The organism is Streptomyces sp. NPDC058246, from assembly GCF_042881985.1.
GTDB lineage: Bacteria > Actinomycetota > Actinomycetes > Streptomycetales > Streptomycetaceae > Streptomyces.
In genome coordinates this window covers 475,992-492,775 of record NZ_JBHVWZ010000002.1, presented here as the reverse complement: position 1 = coordinate 492,775, position 16,784 = coordinate 475,992, and the positions used below count along the sequence as shown (strand labels likewise).

Sequence of the window (16,784 nt, the reverse complement as noted above, 5' to 3'; positions counted from 1 at the left end):
GGCCCCGCGGGGGGCCATGGGTGGTGGGTTGGGGACCCCGCGGGGGGGGTGGCGGGCGGATTGGGGGGGGGGGGGGGGGGGGGCGGGGGGCCCGGGGCCCCCCCCGCGCCAATGTGCACCGGGCCATGGGTACGGGGGGAACCCCGGCTCAGTGCGACGGCCGATGACCAGTCGGCTCACTCATTACTGCGCCACGGCGGCCGAAAACGTCACACCCGAGCCGAAGAAACTTCAAAGAAAAACGAAACCGCAGGTCAGAGGCGTGCGCATGAGCAGGGGCCGGGCGGCTCAGTGGCCGGTGAGCAGCGCCAGTGCGCTGTACGTCCCGGACGGCGCCCCGGTCTCGGTCGGCTTCCTCGGCAGCAGCGGGCTCAGGGCCGACACCACCGGTGACGGGGTGAGGACGCCGCCGTTGCCACGGGGGTCATTGCCGCCCGGCAGTATGTGGTGGCCGTCACCGTCACCACCGTGGTCCTGACCGCCCTGGTCGGAGCCCTGCCCGGACCCCTGGCTGTCGCCGTTCCCGTCCTGGTTGTCACCGTTCTTGTCGTCGCCGGCCTGGCCCAGGATGCCGACGCAGTACGACTTCACCCGGCCGCCGCCGCCCGCCGCGTCCTCCAGGGCGCGTCGGCGACCGGCCGTGAGGTCCTTGCCGTCGAGGACCTCACGGCAGAACCTGCGCGTGCGGGTCCACCACTCGCGCGAACGGTCGGCGGTTCCCGACGCGTCGGACCCCGGCCGCGCGCTCGCCCCACCACCGGCCGCCTTGTCGTCGCCCGAGGAGCCCTGGTCCGACGGGCCGTTGGTGGTGCCGTCCGGTGTCGGGGCCTGGGAGCCGCCGGTCCCGGAGGATCCGGGCGACGGCGAGACGAGCGGGCGCTCCGGGGTTCCGGCGGCCGTGACCGAGGCGGCCGGAGTCGGCCGGTCGTTACTGAACGGAGTCGGCAGCACTCCGGTTCCGGCCGCGACGGCGACCCCGCCGAGCATTCCGGCGGCCAGCGCGGCGGCGATTCCGAAGCGGGCCGGGCGGCCCCAACGGGCCCGGGGACCACTCGGGGCCGGGCGTCCCAGCCGTACCAGACCGGCTTCGCGGGCGTGCGCCGCGGGCCGCGCGAGACCGCTCTCGCCGAGCCGCGCGGGCGCCTGGTCCCGGTCCGCCCGCGCCTTGCGGAACGCGGCCAACGCGGCTGCCTCGCCTGGGAGTTCGGCGTGTTCGGCGAGGTCGGCACCGTTCAGCGAGGGTGCGGCGGCCAGGGCGCCGAGGGCGTCGGCGAGGCGGTCCGCCTGCTCGCGGGTGTCGGCGTCGACGGCTTCCAGCGGCTCTCCGCGCAACAAACGCTCCGCTGCATCGCGGTCCAGCCACCTGTACTGCTCGTCGGCCATCACATGTCCTTCTGCGTCCGCGAACGCGTATGCGTCACACCCGCGGACGTCACCGCGCGTGTGCGCGATCCTCTTTGTGGGGGAACGGCACCGAGCGCCCCCGCGGATTCCGCATCCGCGCCGAGCAGCTCCGCGAGGCGCTTCAGTCCGCGGTGCGCCGCCGTGCGGACCGCGCCGGGGCGCTTGCCGAGGGTCTCGGCGGCGGACTTGGCGTCGAGGCCGACCACGACCCGCAGCACGACGGCCTCCGCCTGGTCCTGCGGAAGCTGGGCGATGAGCGAGAGGGTGCTGTCGGTGGCCAGGGACTCGATGGCCTCGCCGGCGGTGTCGGACTCGGCGGCCTTCCCGGTCAACTCGGTCTCGTCGCCGCCGATCGCAGGGCGGCGCCCGCGCATCCGTATGTGGTCGAGGGCGCGGTTGCGGGCGATCCGGGCGGCCCAGCCGCGGAAGCGGTCCGCGTCGCCGCTGAACCGCTCCAGGTCACGGGCGATCTGCAACCAGGCCTCGGACGTGACGTCCTCCGCGTCCGGGTCGCCGACCAGTGTCCGTACGTATCCGAGCAACCGTGGATGCACAGCGCGGTACACAGTCCGGAACGCGGTCTCGTCCCCGTCCTGTGCCGCAAGCACCGCGGCGGTCAGCTCCGCGTCGTCCCCCTGCACCGCGCCCCTCTTTGCGCCTAAACCGGCGCCGCTCTCGCGGACCGGGTCCTCGCCGTCGTGGTCCCTCAATTGATGGTTGCGGTCTCGGGTCCCTCGTCGTTGCGGTCGTCCGTCCTCCGCAGTCCGGCGCGAATGGCACGTTACGGCCTGAAACCGCTGCCCGTCCATGTTCGTACAGCATGCAACTATCCCGCGACGGGGAGAGGTGTGACACAAAACGCAGTCGCGGCGCTGTAGAAAGTACGGGCCGCCGCGCGGCCCGTGCCGCGCGACGGCCGGGGCCTCTCCTGTGGGGGGTGGCGGCCCCGGTCGTTGCCACGGTGTCTCCCTGCGTGGCCCAGCCGGCGCGAGACCTCATGGACACGGCAAACGGCTCGTCCTGGACCGCTACGGGGCCACGGCTCTTCCTCTTCCTCAGGCCCCGGCCGATCGATCCACTTTCTCGTGGCCGGCCCTGTCCTGGCCGTGCGGGCGCCGCTGGGCTGGACCTGCTTCCGCCGACGGGTGGGACGCGCAGAATCCGCCGCAGCCGCGTGAAAGGCCCTTGGCGACCATGCCGCGCACACGCTCGTTCGTGCCCTTGGGCTTCTGCTTCTCCATGTCCCCGGACTTCTAGTTGTTCTTGGACTTCGTCGGCTTCGGGGTCGACGTTGCCGCTGCCGGGGTGTCGGACGTGGTGGCCGGGCTCGGGGTGCTGTCCGCCTTGTTCGCCTTCTTCGTCTTCGTCGGCCTGACGGCCTCGCCCAACTGCTCGGCGCAGTAGGCCGCGACGTTCTCCTCACCGCCCGCGGCGGTGATGAGCCGCTGCCAGGCCGTCGAGTTCAGGGCCTTGCCGCGGCCCTTGACGGATGCGTACGCGCGGCAGTGGGCCTCGGTGTCCTTGGCCTGCGACGGACGGCCGGAAGGTTCGGCGTGCGCGGAGGCACCGGGTCCGGCGGAGCCCGGCGCGGAGGAAGCGGCATCCTCGGGTTCCGTGGTGTCGGCCGCGGACCGGTCCGGGCTGCTGCTCGACGTCCGGGTGCCGGACCTGCCACGGCCGTCGCTGTCGTCGTCCGACGACGAACCGATGGCCGCGACGGCGACCCCGCCCAGGGTCACGCTGGCCAGCAGCACGGCGAACGTGGCCTTCAGCGAGTGGCCCAACCTCCGCTGCTCGCGGGGGCGCCAGTCGTCCCGCCGCCGTGTCCGCGCGGCGTGCGCGCCGTTGTCCCGCGCGGCCCGGAAGGCGGCGACGGCCTGCGCCTCGGCGTGTGCGGCGGCCTCGGTACCGTTCACCCGGCCGCGTACGGCGGCGGCGAGGAGCACTTCCAGGGCGGTTTCTTCGTTCGGGGAAGTCCCCGGAGTCCCGGGACTCGAGGGAGTCGCAGGGCTCGACGGGTGCGCGAGCCGACGGTCGGAGGCCCCCCCGTCGCCGTGCCGTTCACCCATGTCCGATTCCATCCCTGCCCGAGAACCTCTTGCCGATCGACGACCTGCTGTCGTTCATCCCGACTCCCCCAGCGTCCGGGGTCCCTCATCCGTCACACCCGCGGCGCCGAGCTGCCGCGCGAGGCGCTTCAGGCCGCGGTGAGCGGCGGTGCGCACCGCGCCCGGACGCTTGCCCAGCACCCGCGCCGCCGACGGCCCGTCGAGACCGACCACGACCCGCAGCAGTACGGCCTCGGCCTGATCGCGCGGCAGCCGCGAGACCAGCTCCAGGGCGTACTCCGTGGAGAGAGTCTCCAGCGCCTCGTCGTGGGTGCTGTGGGAGCCGGGCAGTTCGAGTACGTCCTGCTCGAGCGCGGACCCCCGGGGCCGTACCTTCAGCCGTCGCAGATGGTCCAGCGCCCGATGCCGGGCGATGGTCGCGGTCCAGCCGCGGAACCCGGCACCGTCCCCGCGGAACCGTCCCAGGTCCCGGGCGATCTCCAGCCAGGCGTCGGACGCCACGTCCTCCGCGTCGTCACCGACGATGCCGCGCAGATACCCGAGCAGTCCTGGCTGCACGATCCGGTACGCGACCGCGAAGGCGGCCTCGTCCCCGTCCTGCGCCCGCGCAACGGCCACGCCCAGTTCCCCGTCGTACGCCTGCACGCGGCGGGATTCCCCTCCCTGGCCCAACACTGTCCTCGTTCGTACCGAGTTCGCCCGATTGCGCTCTGCCGACACGACGGTCGCGTCGACACCCCCATGGTCATCAGCGTCAGCCCCCACAGAAATGTCACAGCGCGTCAGACGCCCCGTCCGACTCAGGCGGACCGATGGCCGCAGATGACCGCGGACCTGGGGGCGCGTCCGTGCAGTTGCAGATACAGCATCCGCACGGACTCCCGCTCTCCCGTTTCGAAACGTTTCACGACCTTGCCGAGCGGATTCCACACCCGGCCGTCGGGCATCCGTACGCCGACGGGCTGGCCGAACAACTCCCGCTGCTCGGAGTCGAATTCGATCCACTGCGCCCCGGCGCGCCGCACCAGGACCTCTCCGGTGTAGGCGCCGAGCCCGAACAGCACATGCCGTACGTCGGCGCGCTCGGACTCCCCCTTCCGCAGCCCGTCGACGATGAAGTCGACGACCCGCAGACTGTTCACGGAGTAGTCCAGCGGCAACCGGTTCCGCGCCGTCACCTGCCGCACGAACTGTGCCGCGTGCCGCCGCATCCACACCGCGGCCGGCGTCCGCTCCTCCATGACTCCCCGCCCCTCGTCTCCATGGCCACATGACCCCGTACGACCGGGGCACACGACCGGGGCGTGGTCACGTCCCGGTCCACCAGACCCAGCGGGACGGAGGCGCCGAACATCACGTGTACCGCGCGTGATGAACGTCATGGGGCGAGGTTCCCTGTTCCGTACAACCATTTGCTCGACTCGAGCGTCCCGGAGCGCTCGGGAACCCTCTCGGCCGCGACGGCCGGACCGTGACACGGTCATCCCGCCGCTCAGCCGATGGCGATCCGCGGATGCGCGCCCGGCCTGATCCAGGCCATGATCCGGTCCATCGTCGCGCGCGGCACGGAGACGCACCCGGCCGTCGCGCCCTGCCCGTTGACGTGCAGGAAGATCCCGGCGCCGCGACGGGGCGTCGCCGGACAGCGGTTGAAGTCGATGACGAGCGCCTTGGCGTACTGGGTCGAGTGGTCGACGAGGTGCTCGCTGCCCCGTTCGCCGGCATCGGTGAGCGGGAAGTCGGCACCCGCGGCGGTGTGCATCGAGTTGGCTTGCTGACGATGGTCCCCGTCGAGTGGAGGGCTTCGGGCCGCTGGGTCCGCCGGACGGTGGCCGTGCAGGACGCGGCACTCGTCTGCCCTGGCAGGACGAGCTCCTGGCAGGACGAGTTCCTCGTTCCCCTTCACCGCGAAGGTCCACCCGCCCTCGGCCGTCATTGCCTCCCGGGCCCGCGCGAGGAATTCCTCCGTACTTCCGCTGGGGAACCTCGGCCGGATGTCGGTAAGCCGTGTGCGCGAGAAGCGCATGCACGGTTTGACGGGCGGGGGCCGGAAACGGAGACCTCACAGGCGACCGCGCCAGTCCCCGACCTACTGAATGGCGATCGCCCCCAGGAATCCTGCGGGCGATCGCTGTTCGCCTGTGCCTGCGGATCAGTTGCCGATCAGCCGATGCGGTCGCTCAGGCCCAGTACCTTCGGGTCGTCGGTGGGGAAGTCCCTGGGCATGCCCGGCACGTCGATGGTGCGCCCGTACACGCCGGCCAGGAACTCGACGGCACCGACCGGGAACTCGATCCAGTCGGCGTTGTCCGTGCGGACGACCACCGGCCATGCGTCCGGGTCCGCAGGGCTCGTCTTCCAGTACAAGACGTCCCCCGAATTGGAATCCCCCCAGGAAATCAGGCCTCCCGGCTGCGGATAGGGAACGTAGTCCTCGGTGTCGCCCATCTCGTACAGATCCTGAAGGATCTCGTCCTCCCTGGCCTCGGACGCCCACAACGCCTCGGTGCCGGGCCGGGGAACGGACACGCTCAGGAAGTCGTCGATGACCAGCACCGGGTAAGCCTCCGCCAGAGCGCGGAAGTCCGAGGGCAGCGCCGTCCCGAGGACCGCTTCAAGGGTGGCCCAGTCCACAGCGCGCCCTCCTGACACACGCCACCGCCTCATCGACGGCAGCGCGGCCTCCAACTCTCCTACCCTCAGCATGGCGTCTGTCACCTCAAGTCTTCCTGCCGGGAGCGTACGGGGTGGGGCGGCACGGACAGCCGCCCCACCCCGTGGGGCCGCCCGTACGTCTACGACGCCTCCAGCACTCGTGATGCGGGTGGTGGAGCGTCGGAGCTTGCGGAGGGGTCGCCAGGAGGGACGAACGCCTTTGCAGTTGCCGACCGGAGGGCTTCGGCGAGCGTGGGGGCGAGGGCGGCCAGGATCGCGACGGCCTCGTTGATGTACCGGTAGGCGGTTGTGGTCCCGATGCCGAACCCGGCGACGAGTTGGGCGCAGGTGTTGCCGATGCGCAGGTGGGCGAGGGTGAGCAGGGCCTGCCGGCCAGTGCCCAGGTGCCGCCACCGCGCAAACACGGCACCTTCGTGGATCTTGAAGCGTAGACAACTCCATGATCCATATGGGCTGTGTTCGCCTACTTCCGGGGCTCGCCACCGACATCAACCGACCCAACTTCGGGCGAGCCTGGCAAACGCCGGGGCCCTGTCGTCACAGGGTGTATCCAGGTTCGAATGTCGCTCCAAGGGCGTGTTGCGCAATCCCGAAGGGGCGGAAGTCGGTGTCCGTCAGGACACGGTACAAGAATTCCGAGGTTGACATGTCAGAGGTGTGCCACTGATCGATATCACCGGACCGTGCGAGGATCGGCCACTTACCGGATTCCGCAGAGTCCATCAGCCAGAAATATTGGTCGCCCCATTCCGTGGATCCCCACGAAACGAGGCCCTCACCGCCCGGCTCGTAAATCTTGTACGGAGTGACGGCGGACACGTCGCCGAGATCCGGGTCCCGGTCGGCGGCGAGAGCGGCCCGCCATTGCGTCACCAGGTCGAACACCTGGCCCTCGTCGTACGCCAGGAAGGTGACCGTGTCACTGAAGAGGCCCCCACCGAAAGCCTCGTAGAGCTCTTTGTAGTCGGGGGGCAGTGGCGCACCGATTTCCCTTTCGGTCGCCTCCCAGTCGACGGGGATACCGGCGGGCTCCCGTCCGACGAATTCCAGAAGTCGCTGGACCCACACATCAAGGCCTTTCGTGCGCAAGAGGAGAGCAGAAGCGGGAGGCACGGGCGGGCGGTGAGCGATCCACCGCCCGCCCGTGCCTCCCCAGGTGCAGTTGCAGCCCGAGTGAGCCCGGCACCGCGCCCGCCAACTCCCGTGCCTGCTCAGCGCGTTCCCTGGTCTGGCACAGGAAAGACCGCCATCGTCCACCCCGCCAGGGACGGGCAGGGCCTCGATTTCCTCGGCTTCCACCTCCGCAAGGTGGAGTAGTGGCGTCGGCGCGGCAGGTTCCACCTGCAACGCCGGCCGTCCAAGCGGGCGATGGGGGTGCTGCGGGACAAGATCCGCGCGGCCACTGGCCGTCAGCTCGTGGTGTTCCGCCTGTCCGGGAACGTACGCAGGTGGCAGCGCATGCCGGCCGGTGAACGATGTCGGTAAGCCGTGTGCGCGACAAGCACATGCAGGGTTTGACGGGCGGGGGCTGGAAACGGAGCCCTCACAGGCGACCGTGCCAGTCCCCGACCCTGCTGAATGACGATCGCCCCCAGGAACCCTGGGGGCGATCGCTGTTCACATGTGCCTGTGGATCAGCTGCCGATCAGTCGATGCGGTCGCTCAGGACACTACCTTCGGGGCGTCACTCGGGAAGCCCTCGGGCAGGCCCGGCACGTCGATGGTCCGCCGGTACACGCCGGTCAGGAACTCCACGGCACCGACCGGGAACTCCGACCAGTCACCGTTGGCCCCCCGCACCACCACAGGCCAGGAGTCCGGGTCGGGTGAGCTCATCCTCCAGTAGAGGTAGTCCCCCTCATTGGACTCCGCCCAGCGCAACAGACCACCGGGCCGCGGGTAGGGGACGTAGTCCTCGGTGTCGCCCATCTCGTACAGATCCTGGAGGATCTCGGCCGACTCCCTGGCCCCGGACGCCCATGCCGTCTCGACCCCGGGCCGCGGCACGGACAGGAAGAGGAAGTCGTCGATGACCAGTGCCGGATACGCCTCCGCCAGGGACCGGTAGTCGGACGGCAGCGCCGTACCCAGGTCCGCTTCGAGGGCAGCCCAGTCCACGCTACGACCCGCCGCCACACGCCACTGCGTCATCGACGGAAGCGCGGCCTCCAACTCTTCGACCCTCAGCATGTCGTCTGCCAATCCATGCTGTTCTGAACCACGACGTTGCTGAACAATGGCCCGTCCTCGGTGTAGGCGGACATGGTGATGCTGTCCGGTATTCCCGTGGTGTGACTGTAGTTGAGCTTCCCTGTGTACTGGACCCACTTTCCGGCCGCGAGCTGCTTCTCCATCTTGGTCTCGCACCGCCGCATACCACTGGTGTTCTGGCGCCCGAACCCGGTGAAGAGGTTCTGCGAGACCCAGTCGCCGCCCATCTTGTCCCCGAGGATGTGCGAGCGGTGGAAAATGGGGTCTCCGTTCAGGTCCTTGTTCTGCGCCGGGTCCGGGAATCCGTAGACGTCCACCTTGCTACTGGTGGACCTCTTCGCCCCCTTGGGCTTGTAGTCGCTGGGGCAGATCAGCGCAGTCGCCCCCTGGGAACGGCCCGCCCCGTCCAGCGGCTGGTACTGGAAGCGGGACGACTTGGGCTCGGAGTCACACCGCTGCTTGTTGTTCGAGTCGCCGGGCAGGGGACCGGGACGCCGGGGAGCCGGCTCCGGCTCCGGCTCCGGCTCCGGGTCGTCGTCGCTGCTGAAGAGGTCCGAGATGCTCGACGTGATCGAGGTGAAGGCGTCGTTGAGGGAGTCCGACACGTCCTTGTCGGTCGCGACCGCGTACGTCACGACCACGGCGACCACGACGAGCGCGCCGACGCCTTCGATCGCATCGTCGATGCCGAAGATGTGGCCGTCCAGTTCGACGTTGCTCACCGGGTTGCCGCCGCCGAAGGCGTAGCGGTTTCCGGTGAACGGGTCGGCACCGAGACCCATGTCGGCCAGCGCGCCGGTGTACATGTCCCGGCTGGTGAACCGGTTGAGGCCCGGGCTGTAGTCACGGAAGCCCATGTCGTACGTGCCGGACTGGGCGTCCCAGCGCTTGCCGTTGTACCGGTACGGGTTGTAGTCCTCCTTGGTGGGGTTCTGGGCGTCGGGCTTGTCGATGCCGGTGAACTCGGAGGTGTCGTCGCTGCCGTAGGCGGTGTAGCCGTAAGTGGCCTTGGTGTCACCGTTCTTGTCGGTCAGCGCGTCGACGTCGGTGTGGCTGTTGTAGCTGTAGTACGTGTCCTCGGTCGTGCCGTCCGTGTTCTGCTTGACCTGGGACAGGCGCTCGCCCCACGGGCTGTACTGGAAGGACTTGGACAGCTGGCCGGCGACCTTCTCATCCAGGACCTCGCTGGAAAGACCCAGGTATTCGAAGTCTGTGGTCTTGCCGTCGGCGGTCTTGGACAGGGTGCGGTCGAGCGGGTCGAAGGTGTACTTCGTCGACTTCATCGCGCCGGTCCCGTCCATCTTCTGGGAATCGACGACGTGGTCGAAGCCGTCGTACACGCTGCGGCCGACGACCTTTCCGTTGCTGGTGACCGACTCCTGGCGGCCGAACGGGTCGTAGTTGTACTGGAACGCCGTACCCGCGACGGACGCGCTCTGCAGCCGGTTGCGGTCGTAGGCAAAGGTCGTGGACGTGTCCTTGACCGTCTGGCTGATGACGTTGGAGTTGTCGTCGTGGACGTACGTGTCGGTCGACGCGCCGTTGCCGGTCTTGACCGACTTGGCGAGCCGGTCGACCGGGTCGTAGGTGTAGTTGGTCGTGGAGTCGAGGTACGCCGAGTGGTTGTCGGCGTTCATCTTCTTCGCGACGTCCTGTGCCTGGTTGCCGTTGGCGTCGTAGTCGTAGGTGTGCGAGGTCGCGAGGGTGCCGTCGGCCTTCTTCTCCACGGCGGTCTTGAGCGCACCGTCGAGGAAGTAGGTGTTGTCGACCGTGTTGCCGTTGTTCTTGGTCTCCCGCAGGACCTGACTGCGATCGGTGTACGTGTACGACGTGACCTTGGGAGACGTGTCCGTGGCGGACTTGCCGACCGAGATCGTCTTGGTCTGTTCACGCGCGTCGTACGTGTACGCGGAGTACTGGTCCGGGTGGGTGACCGTGAGCGGCTGGCTGTCGGCGTCGTAGCTGTAGGAGGTGGACTTCTTCTCCTGGCCCGCGAGCGACTCGGTGACCTTCTGGATCTGGTCCAGGCCCGTGTAGGCGACGGTGTAGTCGTCGACCGGCGCACCGGGTGAGGTGTCGTCGATCGTCGTCAGGTTGCCGTTGACGTCGTAGGCGTAGGCGAAGGTGTGCTTCTCGTTGTCCGTGTCGCTCGAGTTGTCGCGGACGAGCTTGACGCCGTCGGCGACGGTGATGCCGGTGCTGCTCTGGTCGAGCTTCAGCGTGGTGGCGTTGCCCTGCTTGAGGCTGTACGAGCCGAGCGACACCCACGTGCCCGTGCCCGCGTTCTGGTCCTTCGTGACGACCGGTTCGGTGGTCCCGTCGTGGACGAGCGTGTACTTGGCGCCCGTCGCTGCCCCGGTCACCTTCGGGAACTTCACGTACGCGGTGTACGTGCCGTCCTTCGGGATGTTGAGCGTCCAGGTGAAGGCGTCGGAGCCAGTGCCGGACGCGTGCGTCCGGTGGTCGTAGCCCTGCTGGCCGCTGATGTCACCCTTCGTCCACGTACCCGTGGACGAGGTGTTCTGGGTGTCGGAGTTGTCGACGAGCGGGACAGCGCTGCCGACCGGCACACCGTCGTCCGACTTCGACTTCAGCTTGCCGTCCGGGTAGAACGACCAGCTCATCGTGCGGTTGGCGGAGCCTCCCGCCGAGGTGATGGTGCGCGCGGTCTGCCGGCCCAGCTCGTTGTAGTCGTACGTGGTGACGATGTCCCACGGATCCGTCGACGACTTGGTCAAGCCGTTGTCGAAGTACGAGTACGTGGTGTCGTTGCGGACTGTCTGGCCCTCGGACGGCGGCATCGAGGTCTTGGCGACCCTGCCCACCGCGTCGTAGGACGTCTGGGTGTAGACGTTCGGGTTGTTGTAGCGGCCGTCCGCCGGGTCGTACGGCTGGAACTGCTTCACCGGGCGGTTCAGCTCGTCGTACTCGGTACGGGAGGTGAAGTCGTCGGCGGTCGCCGTTGCGACACCGCGCGGAGTGATCACCTTCGTGGTGTTGCCGACCTGGTCGTACTCGTACTTCGTCGACCGTGTCGTGGTGCCCTCGTGCGGGACCTTGACCTCGGTCTGCTTGCCCCGCTCGTCGTAGGTGATCAGGGTCTCGTTGTTCTCGGCGTCCTTGCTGGCGACGACGAGCGAGTCCTTGTCATAGGTACGCGAGCTGGTCTTGCCCAGCGCGTCGGTGACCGATACGACCCGGTGGTTCAGGTCGTAGGCCGACTTGGAGGTGTAGTCGGCGGGGTCCGTGGTCGCGTTCTTCTTCGGGTCGATGACCGTGACGACGTTGCCGACGTTGTCGTACTCGTACGAGATCTTGTCGCCGGCGGCGTTGACCACGGAGGTGGGCTGGTAGATCGCGTCGTAGTTGTAGGTGGTGGCGTAGTCGTTCGGGTCCGCGGTGGTCGCGGTTCCCTTCGGCTGGGTGGTCGACTTCAGGTTGCCGACCTTGTCGTACGTGTAGTCGGTCCTGCGCTCGGGACCGCTCGGCGTGTCCGTCGGGTCCGTCGACGAGACCATCTGGTCCGCGGAGTCGTACGTCGCCGTCATCACGGCCCCGTTGGGAGCGGTGGAGGTGGTGATGTTGTCGTTGGCGTCGTACACCGGCGCGGGGCTCGTGATCAGGACACCGGCTGCCTGGTCCTTGGGCACCGTCTTGACCAGCGGACGACCGTACGTGTCGTACGTCTGCGTGGTCTTCTTGCCCAGCGCATCGGTGATCTGGGTGACCTGACCGCGCTCGTCGTAGATGGACGACGTGGACTTGTTCAGCGCGTCCGTGATGGTGTTCGGGTAGCCGACCGGCGTGAAATCGCTGTACGTCGTCGGGTTGCCGTTGGCGTCCGTCGCTTTGGTCAGCTCACCGTAGGCGTCGTACTCGTACTTGGTGGTGTAGTCGTCCGGCACCGTGGTGGTCGCGACGCCCTTGGGGTCCGTGACCGTCTTCAGGTTGCCGAAGCTGTCGTACCCGAACTGCCAGGCCCGGCCCTCCGGGGAGGTCTTGCGGAACAGGTCCGCCGAGAAGCCGTCCGCACGCGTCTGGTACTCGTACTTCGCCGCGTTCGCCGGCCACTTGGAGGTGTCCGAGACACAGGTGGTCGTCTGGTCCGGCACTCCCGCCTTGTTGTTCTCCGCGTCGCGCTGCCAGAGCGGGTAGCCCGTCTTCTGGTCGTAGCAGTACGCGGTCTTGGCGCCGTTGTCCTCCTCCAGGTACGTGACGTTGTTGTCGGCGTCCCAGCTCATCTTCGCGGTCTGGGACTTGGCGTTGGTCGTCTGGACCGGGCGGCCGAAGTCGTCCGTCACGTACTTCGTGGCGTGCGTCTCGGCATCCGTCACCGTGCTGTCGGTGAACTTCGTGTTCGCGGTGTCCGCCGCGTATGCGAAGCCCGTCGCCCCGTTCAGACGGTCCGTGATCGTCTTCGTCCACCAGTGGTACTTCGGGTCGTCACCGTTCTGCGGCGCGTAGTACGCCAGCTTGGTGTCGTGGCCGCGCGGGTCGGTGGCCGTCACCAGCTTGACGTTCTTGTTGCCCTGGGTGGCGTCGTAGGTGAACTTGAAGACCTTCGGCTGGGACGAGCCGTCGCCGTCGGTGAACCGACCGAGCAGGCCCTTCGTCGTGTAGTAGAAGGAGACCTTGCGGCCCGAGATGTCCGTCATGGACTTCACGTGGTCGTAGATCTTCGAGTTCGTGAGGTTGGTGTCGCTGACCTTGGCGCCCGTGTCGTCGATGTAGTCGTACGACGCGTCGCCCTTCTTGTAGTAGGTGACCGTCAGGGACTGGCGGGACGCCGGGTCCGTTATGTACGTGAGGAACTTGGTCGGCTTGTTGTTGGACTTGCGTTCCTCGTATGTGAACGTCTGCGTGTTGCCGTTCTTGTCGACCGTGGACGTCAGGTAGCCGTCGCAGCCGAAGAGGAAGCGGGTGCCGTCGGGGCGCGTGAGCGTCCAGGCGTCGGGGATCGGGTCCTTGTTCGGCGTGCAGTCCAGGCCCGTCTTCATCGTGACCCTGTAGTGGACACCGGCCGGGGCCTTCCACGTACCGTCCGCCTGCTTGGTGAAGACGTGGGTCGTGCCGTCACCGTCCGGGAGACGGATCTCCGTCGGGTTCGGGTTGGGGTGGAAGTCCAGCGATGCGCCGAGGCGGATGGGACCGGCTGCCTGGCCGGACCAGCCCGCGCCGAGCACGGTGTCGGACGTGTCGAGTGAGTTGTACGAGAAGCGGGCGAAGGTGCTCAGACCACGGCCCGGGTTCGTGAACGCGTTGTACGACCACACGCTGTTGCCGGAGGCCAGGTTGTTCATGACCGTCGAGCCCGCGCCCGTGTTCTTCCCGGTGTACGAGTAGAACTTCTCCAGGCCCAGCGCGTTGGAGGTCGGGTCCTCGACCGCCACGTCCTGCTTCAGGGACGGGATGCCGCCGGTGCCGGCCGACAGCCAGCTGCCGTCCGAGACCTTCCTGACGTCCCAGCCCAGCACGTAGTCGGTGCGCTTGTTGCCCTCATCGGAGTTGATGGGGGTCTTGACCTGCGCCTGGATCGTCGCCGACTGGCCGGGCGAGAGCGCCGGGACGGCCGTGGAGAGCTGGTTGCCGCCGGTCGTCACGTCCGTGCCGTCCGGAAGCTTCCAGGTGTACGACATCACGCGCTCACCGGCGGCCCAGGCGGCGCTGGTGGTGTTGGTGACCGTCATGTCCACCGTGTAGGTGGAGTTGGGGGTCATCCGGGCCGGGGTCTGCGGCGCGTAGTACGTGTCGTCGGTAGTGGAGTCCACGTAGATCACGCGCAGCAGCGGGCCGAGCTGCGGGTCGGGGGCCTCCGACGACAGGAACAGCGAGCGCTCCTGCGGGCCGGTGGCGGACTCGTCCTTGAGCTTGACCAGCGCGCCCTTGTTGGAGGACGGGGTCTTGATCCAGCCCTGGGTGAGCGACGTGGCGTCCCAGAAGTGGCGGCCCACCTCCGAGACCGTCGCGACGGTGTCCGAGACGGTCGAGGAGAAGTCACCGCCCGGTGCCGTCCACGCCGTGCTCGACGCGGCGTTGTTCCAGGTGGCCGTCGTTTCGTCGAAGTCCTTGGTCAGACCATGGAGTTCGTAGATGGCGCCGTCGGTGCCGGTCGTGGTCTCCGCGCCCCACATGAACAGGCGCGACTCCAGCACGGTGGCCGTGGTCGGGATGCTCGACGTGGTGAACTTCAGCGCCGCGCGGGTCTTGCCGTAGGTGGTGGAGTTGTTGCCGACGCTCAGCCACTTCTGGCCGACACCGAAGGAGGCGATGGTGTCCTCGTTGGTGGTCGGCTGGCCGGACGCGAGGGTCGTGTCCGTGACGCCGGAGGTGCCCTGGATCAGCCGCATGGTGCGGCCCGCCTTCGGAACGCCGACTATGCGGGTCGGGGAGCCGAGCAGCCCGCCGTTCTTCGTCTTCACCGCGAGCTGGTAGTAGTACGACCGGCCGATCTCCACCGAGGAGGAGTCCGGCGTCGGGGTCGCGGTGGTGTCCGTGTAGGCGGTGGCCGACTTGTCGATCGGCGCGACCAGGGTCGCCGCGGACGGCGTGAACGCCTGTTGCGTGGAGCGGTGCAGCTGGTACTCGACGGGGTCGAGGCCGGGGTCACCGGTGGTGTTCGTGTACGCCTTCCAGCTCAGCTCCGGGCCGGTGCCGTGCACCACGGTCGGCGAGTTCAGCGTCGTACCGACGGTGCCGTAGGTGACGGTCAGCCGTGGGATGGTGGCCGTCTCACCGCCGTAGTCGCCGTCACCGGACTCGTAGCGCGGCCCGCCGGTGGGGGCGGTGGCCGTCTCGTCGGTGGCCTTGAGCACGAAGCCGTTGTTGGTGGAGGTGCCGTCCAGCCACTGCTGGACGGTGTCCGTCACCGGGAACTTGTGCCACTGGTTGTACTCGCCGACGTTTTTCACGATCGACGCCGGGTTCACGAACCGCACCGCGTCCGCGATCACCGCGGTCGTCGCGGAGGCCGGGCCGTCGCCGAGGACGACCTTCCCCGCCGTGCCCTTGTCGAAGTTGATCTGCGAGCCGCCGTTCAGCGACGCCCACACACCGTTGGTGCCGGACTGCTGGTTCACCGTGTAGGTGGCCGTGCCGTCCTTGGACGTCACCGTGTACGGCGCGTTCGTCGCCCGGTCCGTGGCCGCCACGTAGTGCGCGTCGACCCGATAGGAGGCGGTGTCCTTGATGTTCGGCTGCCAGGTGTAGGTGTCCCCGGCGACGGTGTCCTTGTTGGCGCGGTAGTCGGCGCCGATGCCGTACTGCGCCAGCGACGAGGTCGAGGCGGGCCAGCTGCCCACGGCCGCCGTGGTGCCCGCGTCGCCGTCGTCGACCTGGACGCTGGTACCGGACAGCTCACCCACCAGGGAGCTGGTGTTGGTCCAGTTCGCCGTCGACTCGGTCCACGCGCCGGTCGCCCGGTAGGCGCCGATGGTGACATCGTTGGCATTGGTGGTGTGCGCCTGATCGAAGTACATCTCCAGGCGCGCGGAGTCGACCTTCGTACCCGCGGGAATCTCGCTCAGCGGGAACTTGATCAGCGAGCGGGCGGTGCCCGTGTCGGTCTTGCCCGCCGCCAGCTTCCAGGTCGTGTTGAAGTTCGTCGACGCCTGGTCGGAGAGGACCATGGTGTCCTGGGAGTCGGTCGGCGACGGCGCGATGGTGATCGTCGGGTCGATGACGACCGGGTACTGCCGTTCCTTCGCGGCCAGCCACTTCGTGTCCGGCGTGACCGTCAGCTTCCAGGACGTGCCGTCGCGGGTCAGCTTCTGGCTGACCTTGGTGCTGTAGGTCTTCCCGAAGACGGACTTGTCCGCCTTCTTCGCGTCCGTCATGTACGGCGCCGGGATCACCAGCTCCGGGGTGTGCGGCAGCTCGCCGTACAGCGCGATGGAACCGTCCTTGCGGGCCTTCGGCGTCAGCCCGTCCGTGTCCAGGGTGAAGGTGAACTTCAGTGGACCGGTGGGGCGTTCGGAGAGGGTGATGTTCTCCTTCACCCGGCCGGGGCCGACGGCGTACTCCAGGTCCGCGCCGTGCAGCGCGTTCTTGTACGTGACCGTGGAGCCCTTGGCCGTCGGCTTCAGGTCGCCGGCCGCGCCCTCCGCGCCGAGAGTGACCGAGCGGCCGTCGGGTGCCGCGAAACGCACCAGGCGGTCGGCGTCCTTGCCGAACCAACTGCGGCCGTTGTTCGTGGTGTTGGCGAGCTCGAAGCCCTTCGCTCCGCTGCCGCGGACCGTCGTGTCGATCGACTTCCAGGTGGCCTTCTTGCCGGTGCCGTTGCGGTACGACGTCGGCACCGCCGACAGCTCCGCCTGGACGCTGCCGTCCGACATCTGCCAGAAGCGCGCGTCCGCCGTACGCCGACTCGTGAGCTCCTTGACCCGCTTGGCCCTGGGCGCGTTCCTGCCCTTCGGCAGCTTCTGCCGG

10 protein-coding genes and 1 pseudogene are annotated in these 16,784 nt (G+C 68.4%); all 11 read right to left on the bottom strand.

The window, feature by feature from the left end:
• Nucleotides 1–288: 288 nt before the first annotated feature.
• The 11 genes and pseudogenes from ACFVXA_RS04715 to ACFVXA_RS04665 all read right to left on the bottom strand — a co-directional run bounded on the left by ACFVXA_RS04715 (nt 289) and on the right by ACFVXA_RS04665 (nt 15,985).
• Nucleotides 289–1,383, bottom strand: a complete 1,095-nt coding sequence (locus tag ACFVXA_RS04715; RefSeq protein WP_390023812.1) for a hypothetical protein — start codon at nt 1,381–1,383, stop codon at nt 289–291.
• Complete coding sequence (locus tag ACFVXA_RS04710) at nt 1,383–2,045, bottom strand: RNA polymerase sigma factor (RefSeq protein WP_362021644.1); 663 nt, start codon at nt 2,043–2,045, stop codon at nt 1,383–1,385. The genes ACFVXA_RS04715 and ACFVXA_RS04710 overlap by 1 nt, the downstream gene beginning before the upstream one ends.
• A 612-nt stretch (nt 2,046–2,657) precedes the next feature.
• Nucleotides 2,658–3,350 carry a hypothetical protein gene (locus ACFVXA_RS04705; RefSeq protein WP_389756647.1) on the bottom strand — a complete coding sequence of 231 codons (693 nt, stop codon included), beginning with the start codon at nt 3,348–3,350 and terminating at the stop codon, nt 2,658–2,660.
• A 177-nt stretch (nt 3,351–3,527) separates the two neighbouring features.
• Entirely contained in the window at nt 3,528–4,145 is a 618-nt protein-coding gene (locus tag ACFVXA_RS04700; protein ID WP_362022035.1) for an RNA polymerase sigma factor, read from the bottom strand.
• 128 nt (nt 4,146–4,273) lie between these two features.
• Nucleotides 4,274–4,714 (bottom strand): hypothetical protein, encoded by a 441-nt coding sequence (locus ACFVXA_RS04695; protein WP_362021649.1) that lies wholly within the window; start codon nt 4,712–4,714, stop codon nt 4,274–4,276.
• A gap of 251 nt (nt 4,715–4,965) precedes the next feature.
• Nucleotides 4,966–5,235, bottom strand: coding sequence for a L,D-transpeptidase family protein (locus ACFVXA_RS04690; protein ID WP_383911190.1), 270 nt, complete (start codon nt 5,233–5,235; stop codon nt 4,966–4,968).
• Between the two features lie 401 nt (nt 5,236–5,636).
• On the bottom strand, nt 5,637–6,107 hold the full coding sequence (locus ACFVXA_RS04685) for an SMI1/KNR4 family protein (RefSeq protein WP_390023810.1): 471 nt from the start codon (nt 6,105–6,107) through the stop codon (nt 5,637–5,639).
• A gap of 230 nt (nt 6,108–6,337) precedes the next feature.
• Nucleotides 6,338–6,544: pseudogene (locus tag ACFVXA_RS04680) on the bottom strand (transposase family protein); the annotation flags it as partial.
• Between the two features lie 142 nt (nt 6,545–6,686).
• Nucleotides 6,687–7,238, bottom strand: coding sequence for an SMI1/KNR4 family protein (locus ACFVXA_RS04675; protein WP_390023808.1), 552 nt, complete (start codon nt 7,236–7,238; stop codon nt 6,687–6,689).
• Nucleotides 7,239–7,811: 573 nt separating this feature from the next.
• Nucleotides 7,812–8,339, bottom strand: coding sequence for a hypothetical protein (locus tag ACFVXA_RS04670; RefSeq protein ID WP_362021655.1), 528 nt, complete (start codon nt 8,337–8,339; stop codon nt 7,812–7,814).
• The gene (locus ACFVXA_RS04665) at nt 8,333–15,985 is read right to left on the bottom strand and encodes a DNRLRE domain-containing protein (RefSeq protein ID WP_390023849.1); all 7,653 of its coding nucleotides are present in this window, start codon (nt 15,983–15,985) and stop codon (nt 8,333–8,335) included. The genes ACFVXA_RS04670 and ACFVXA_RS04665 overlap by 7 nt, the downstream gene beginning before the upstream one ends.
• Nucleotides 15,986–16,784: the final 799 nt, after the last annotated feature.

Excerpts from the sequence above, each read along its gene's own strand:
- ACFVXA_RS04715 (WP_390023812.1), bottom strand. The coding sequence starts at position 1,383 with ATGGCCGACGAGCAGTACAGGTGGCTGGACCGCGATGCAGCGGAGCGT.
- ACFVXA_RS04695 (WP_362021649.1), bottom strand. The coding sequence starts at position 4,714 with ATGGAGGAGCGGACGCCGGCCGCGGTGTGGATGCGGCGGCACGCGGCA.
- ACFVXA_RS04690 (WP_383911190.1), bottom strand. The coding sequence starts at position 5,235 with ATGCACACCGCCGCGGGTGCCGACTTCCCGCTCACCGATGCCGGCGAA.
- ACFVXA_RS04670 (WP_362021655.1), bottom strand. The coding sequence starts at position 8,339 with ATGCTGAGGGTCGAAGAGTTGGAGGCCGCGCTTCCGTCGATGACGCAG.
- ACFVXA_RS04665 (WP_390023849.1), bottom strand. The coding sequence starts at position 15,985 with ATGGTCCTCTCCGACCAGGCGTCGACGAACTTCAACACGACCTGGAAG.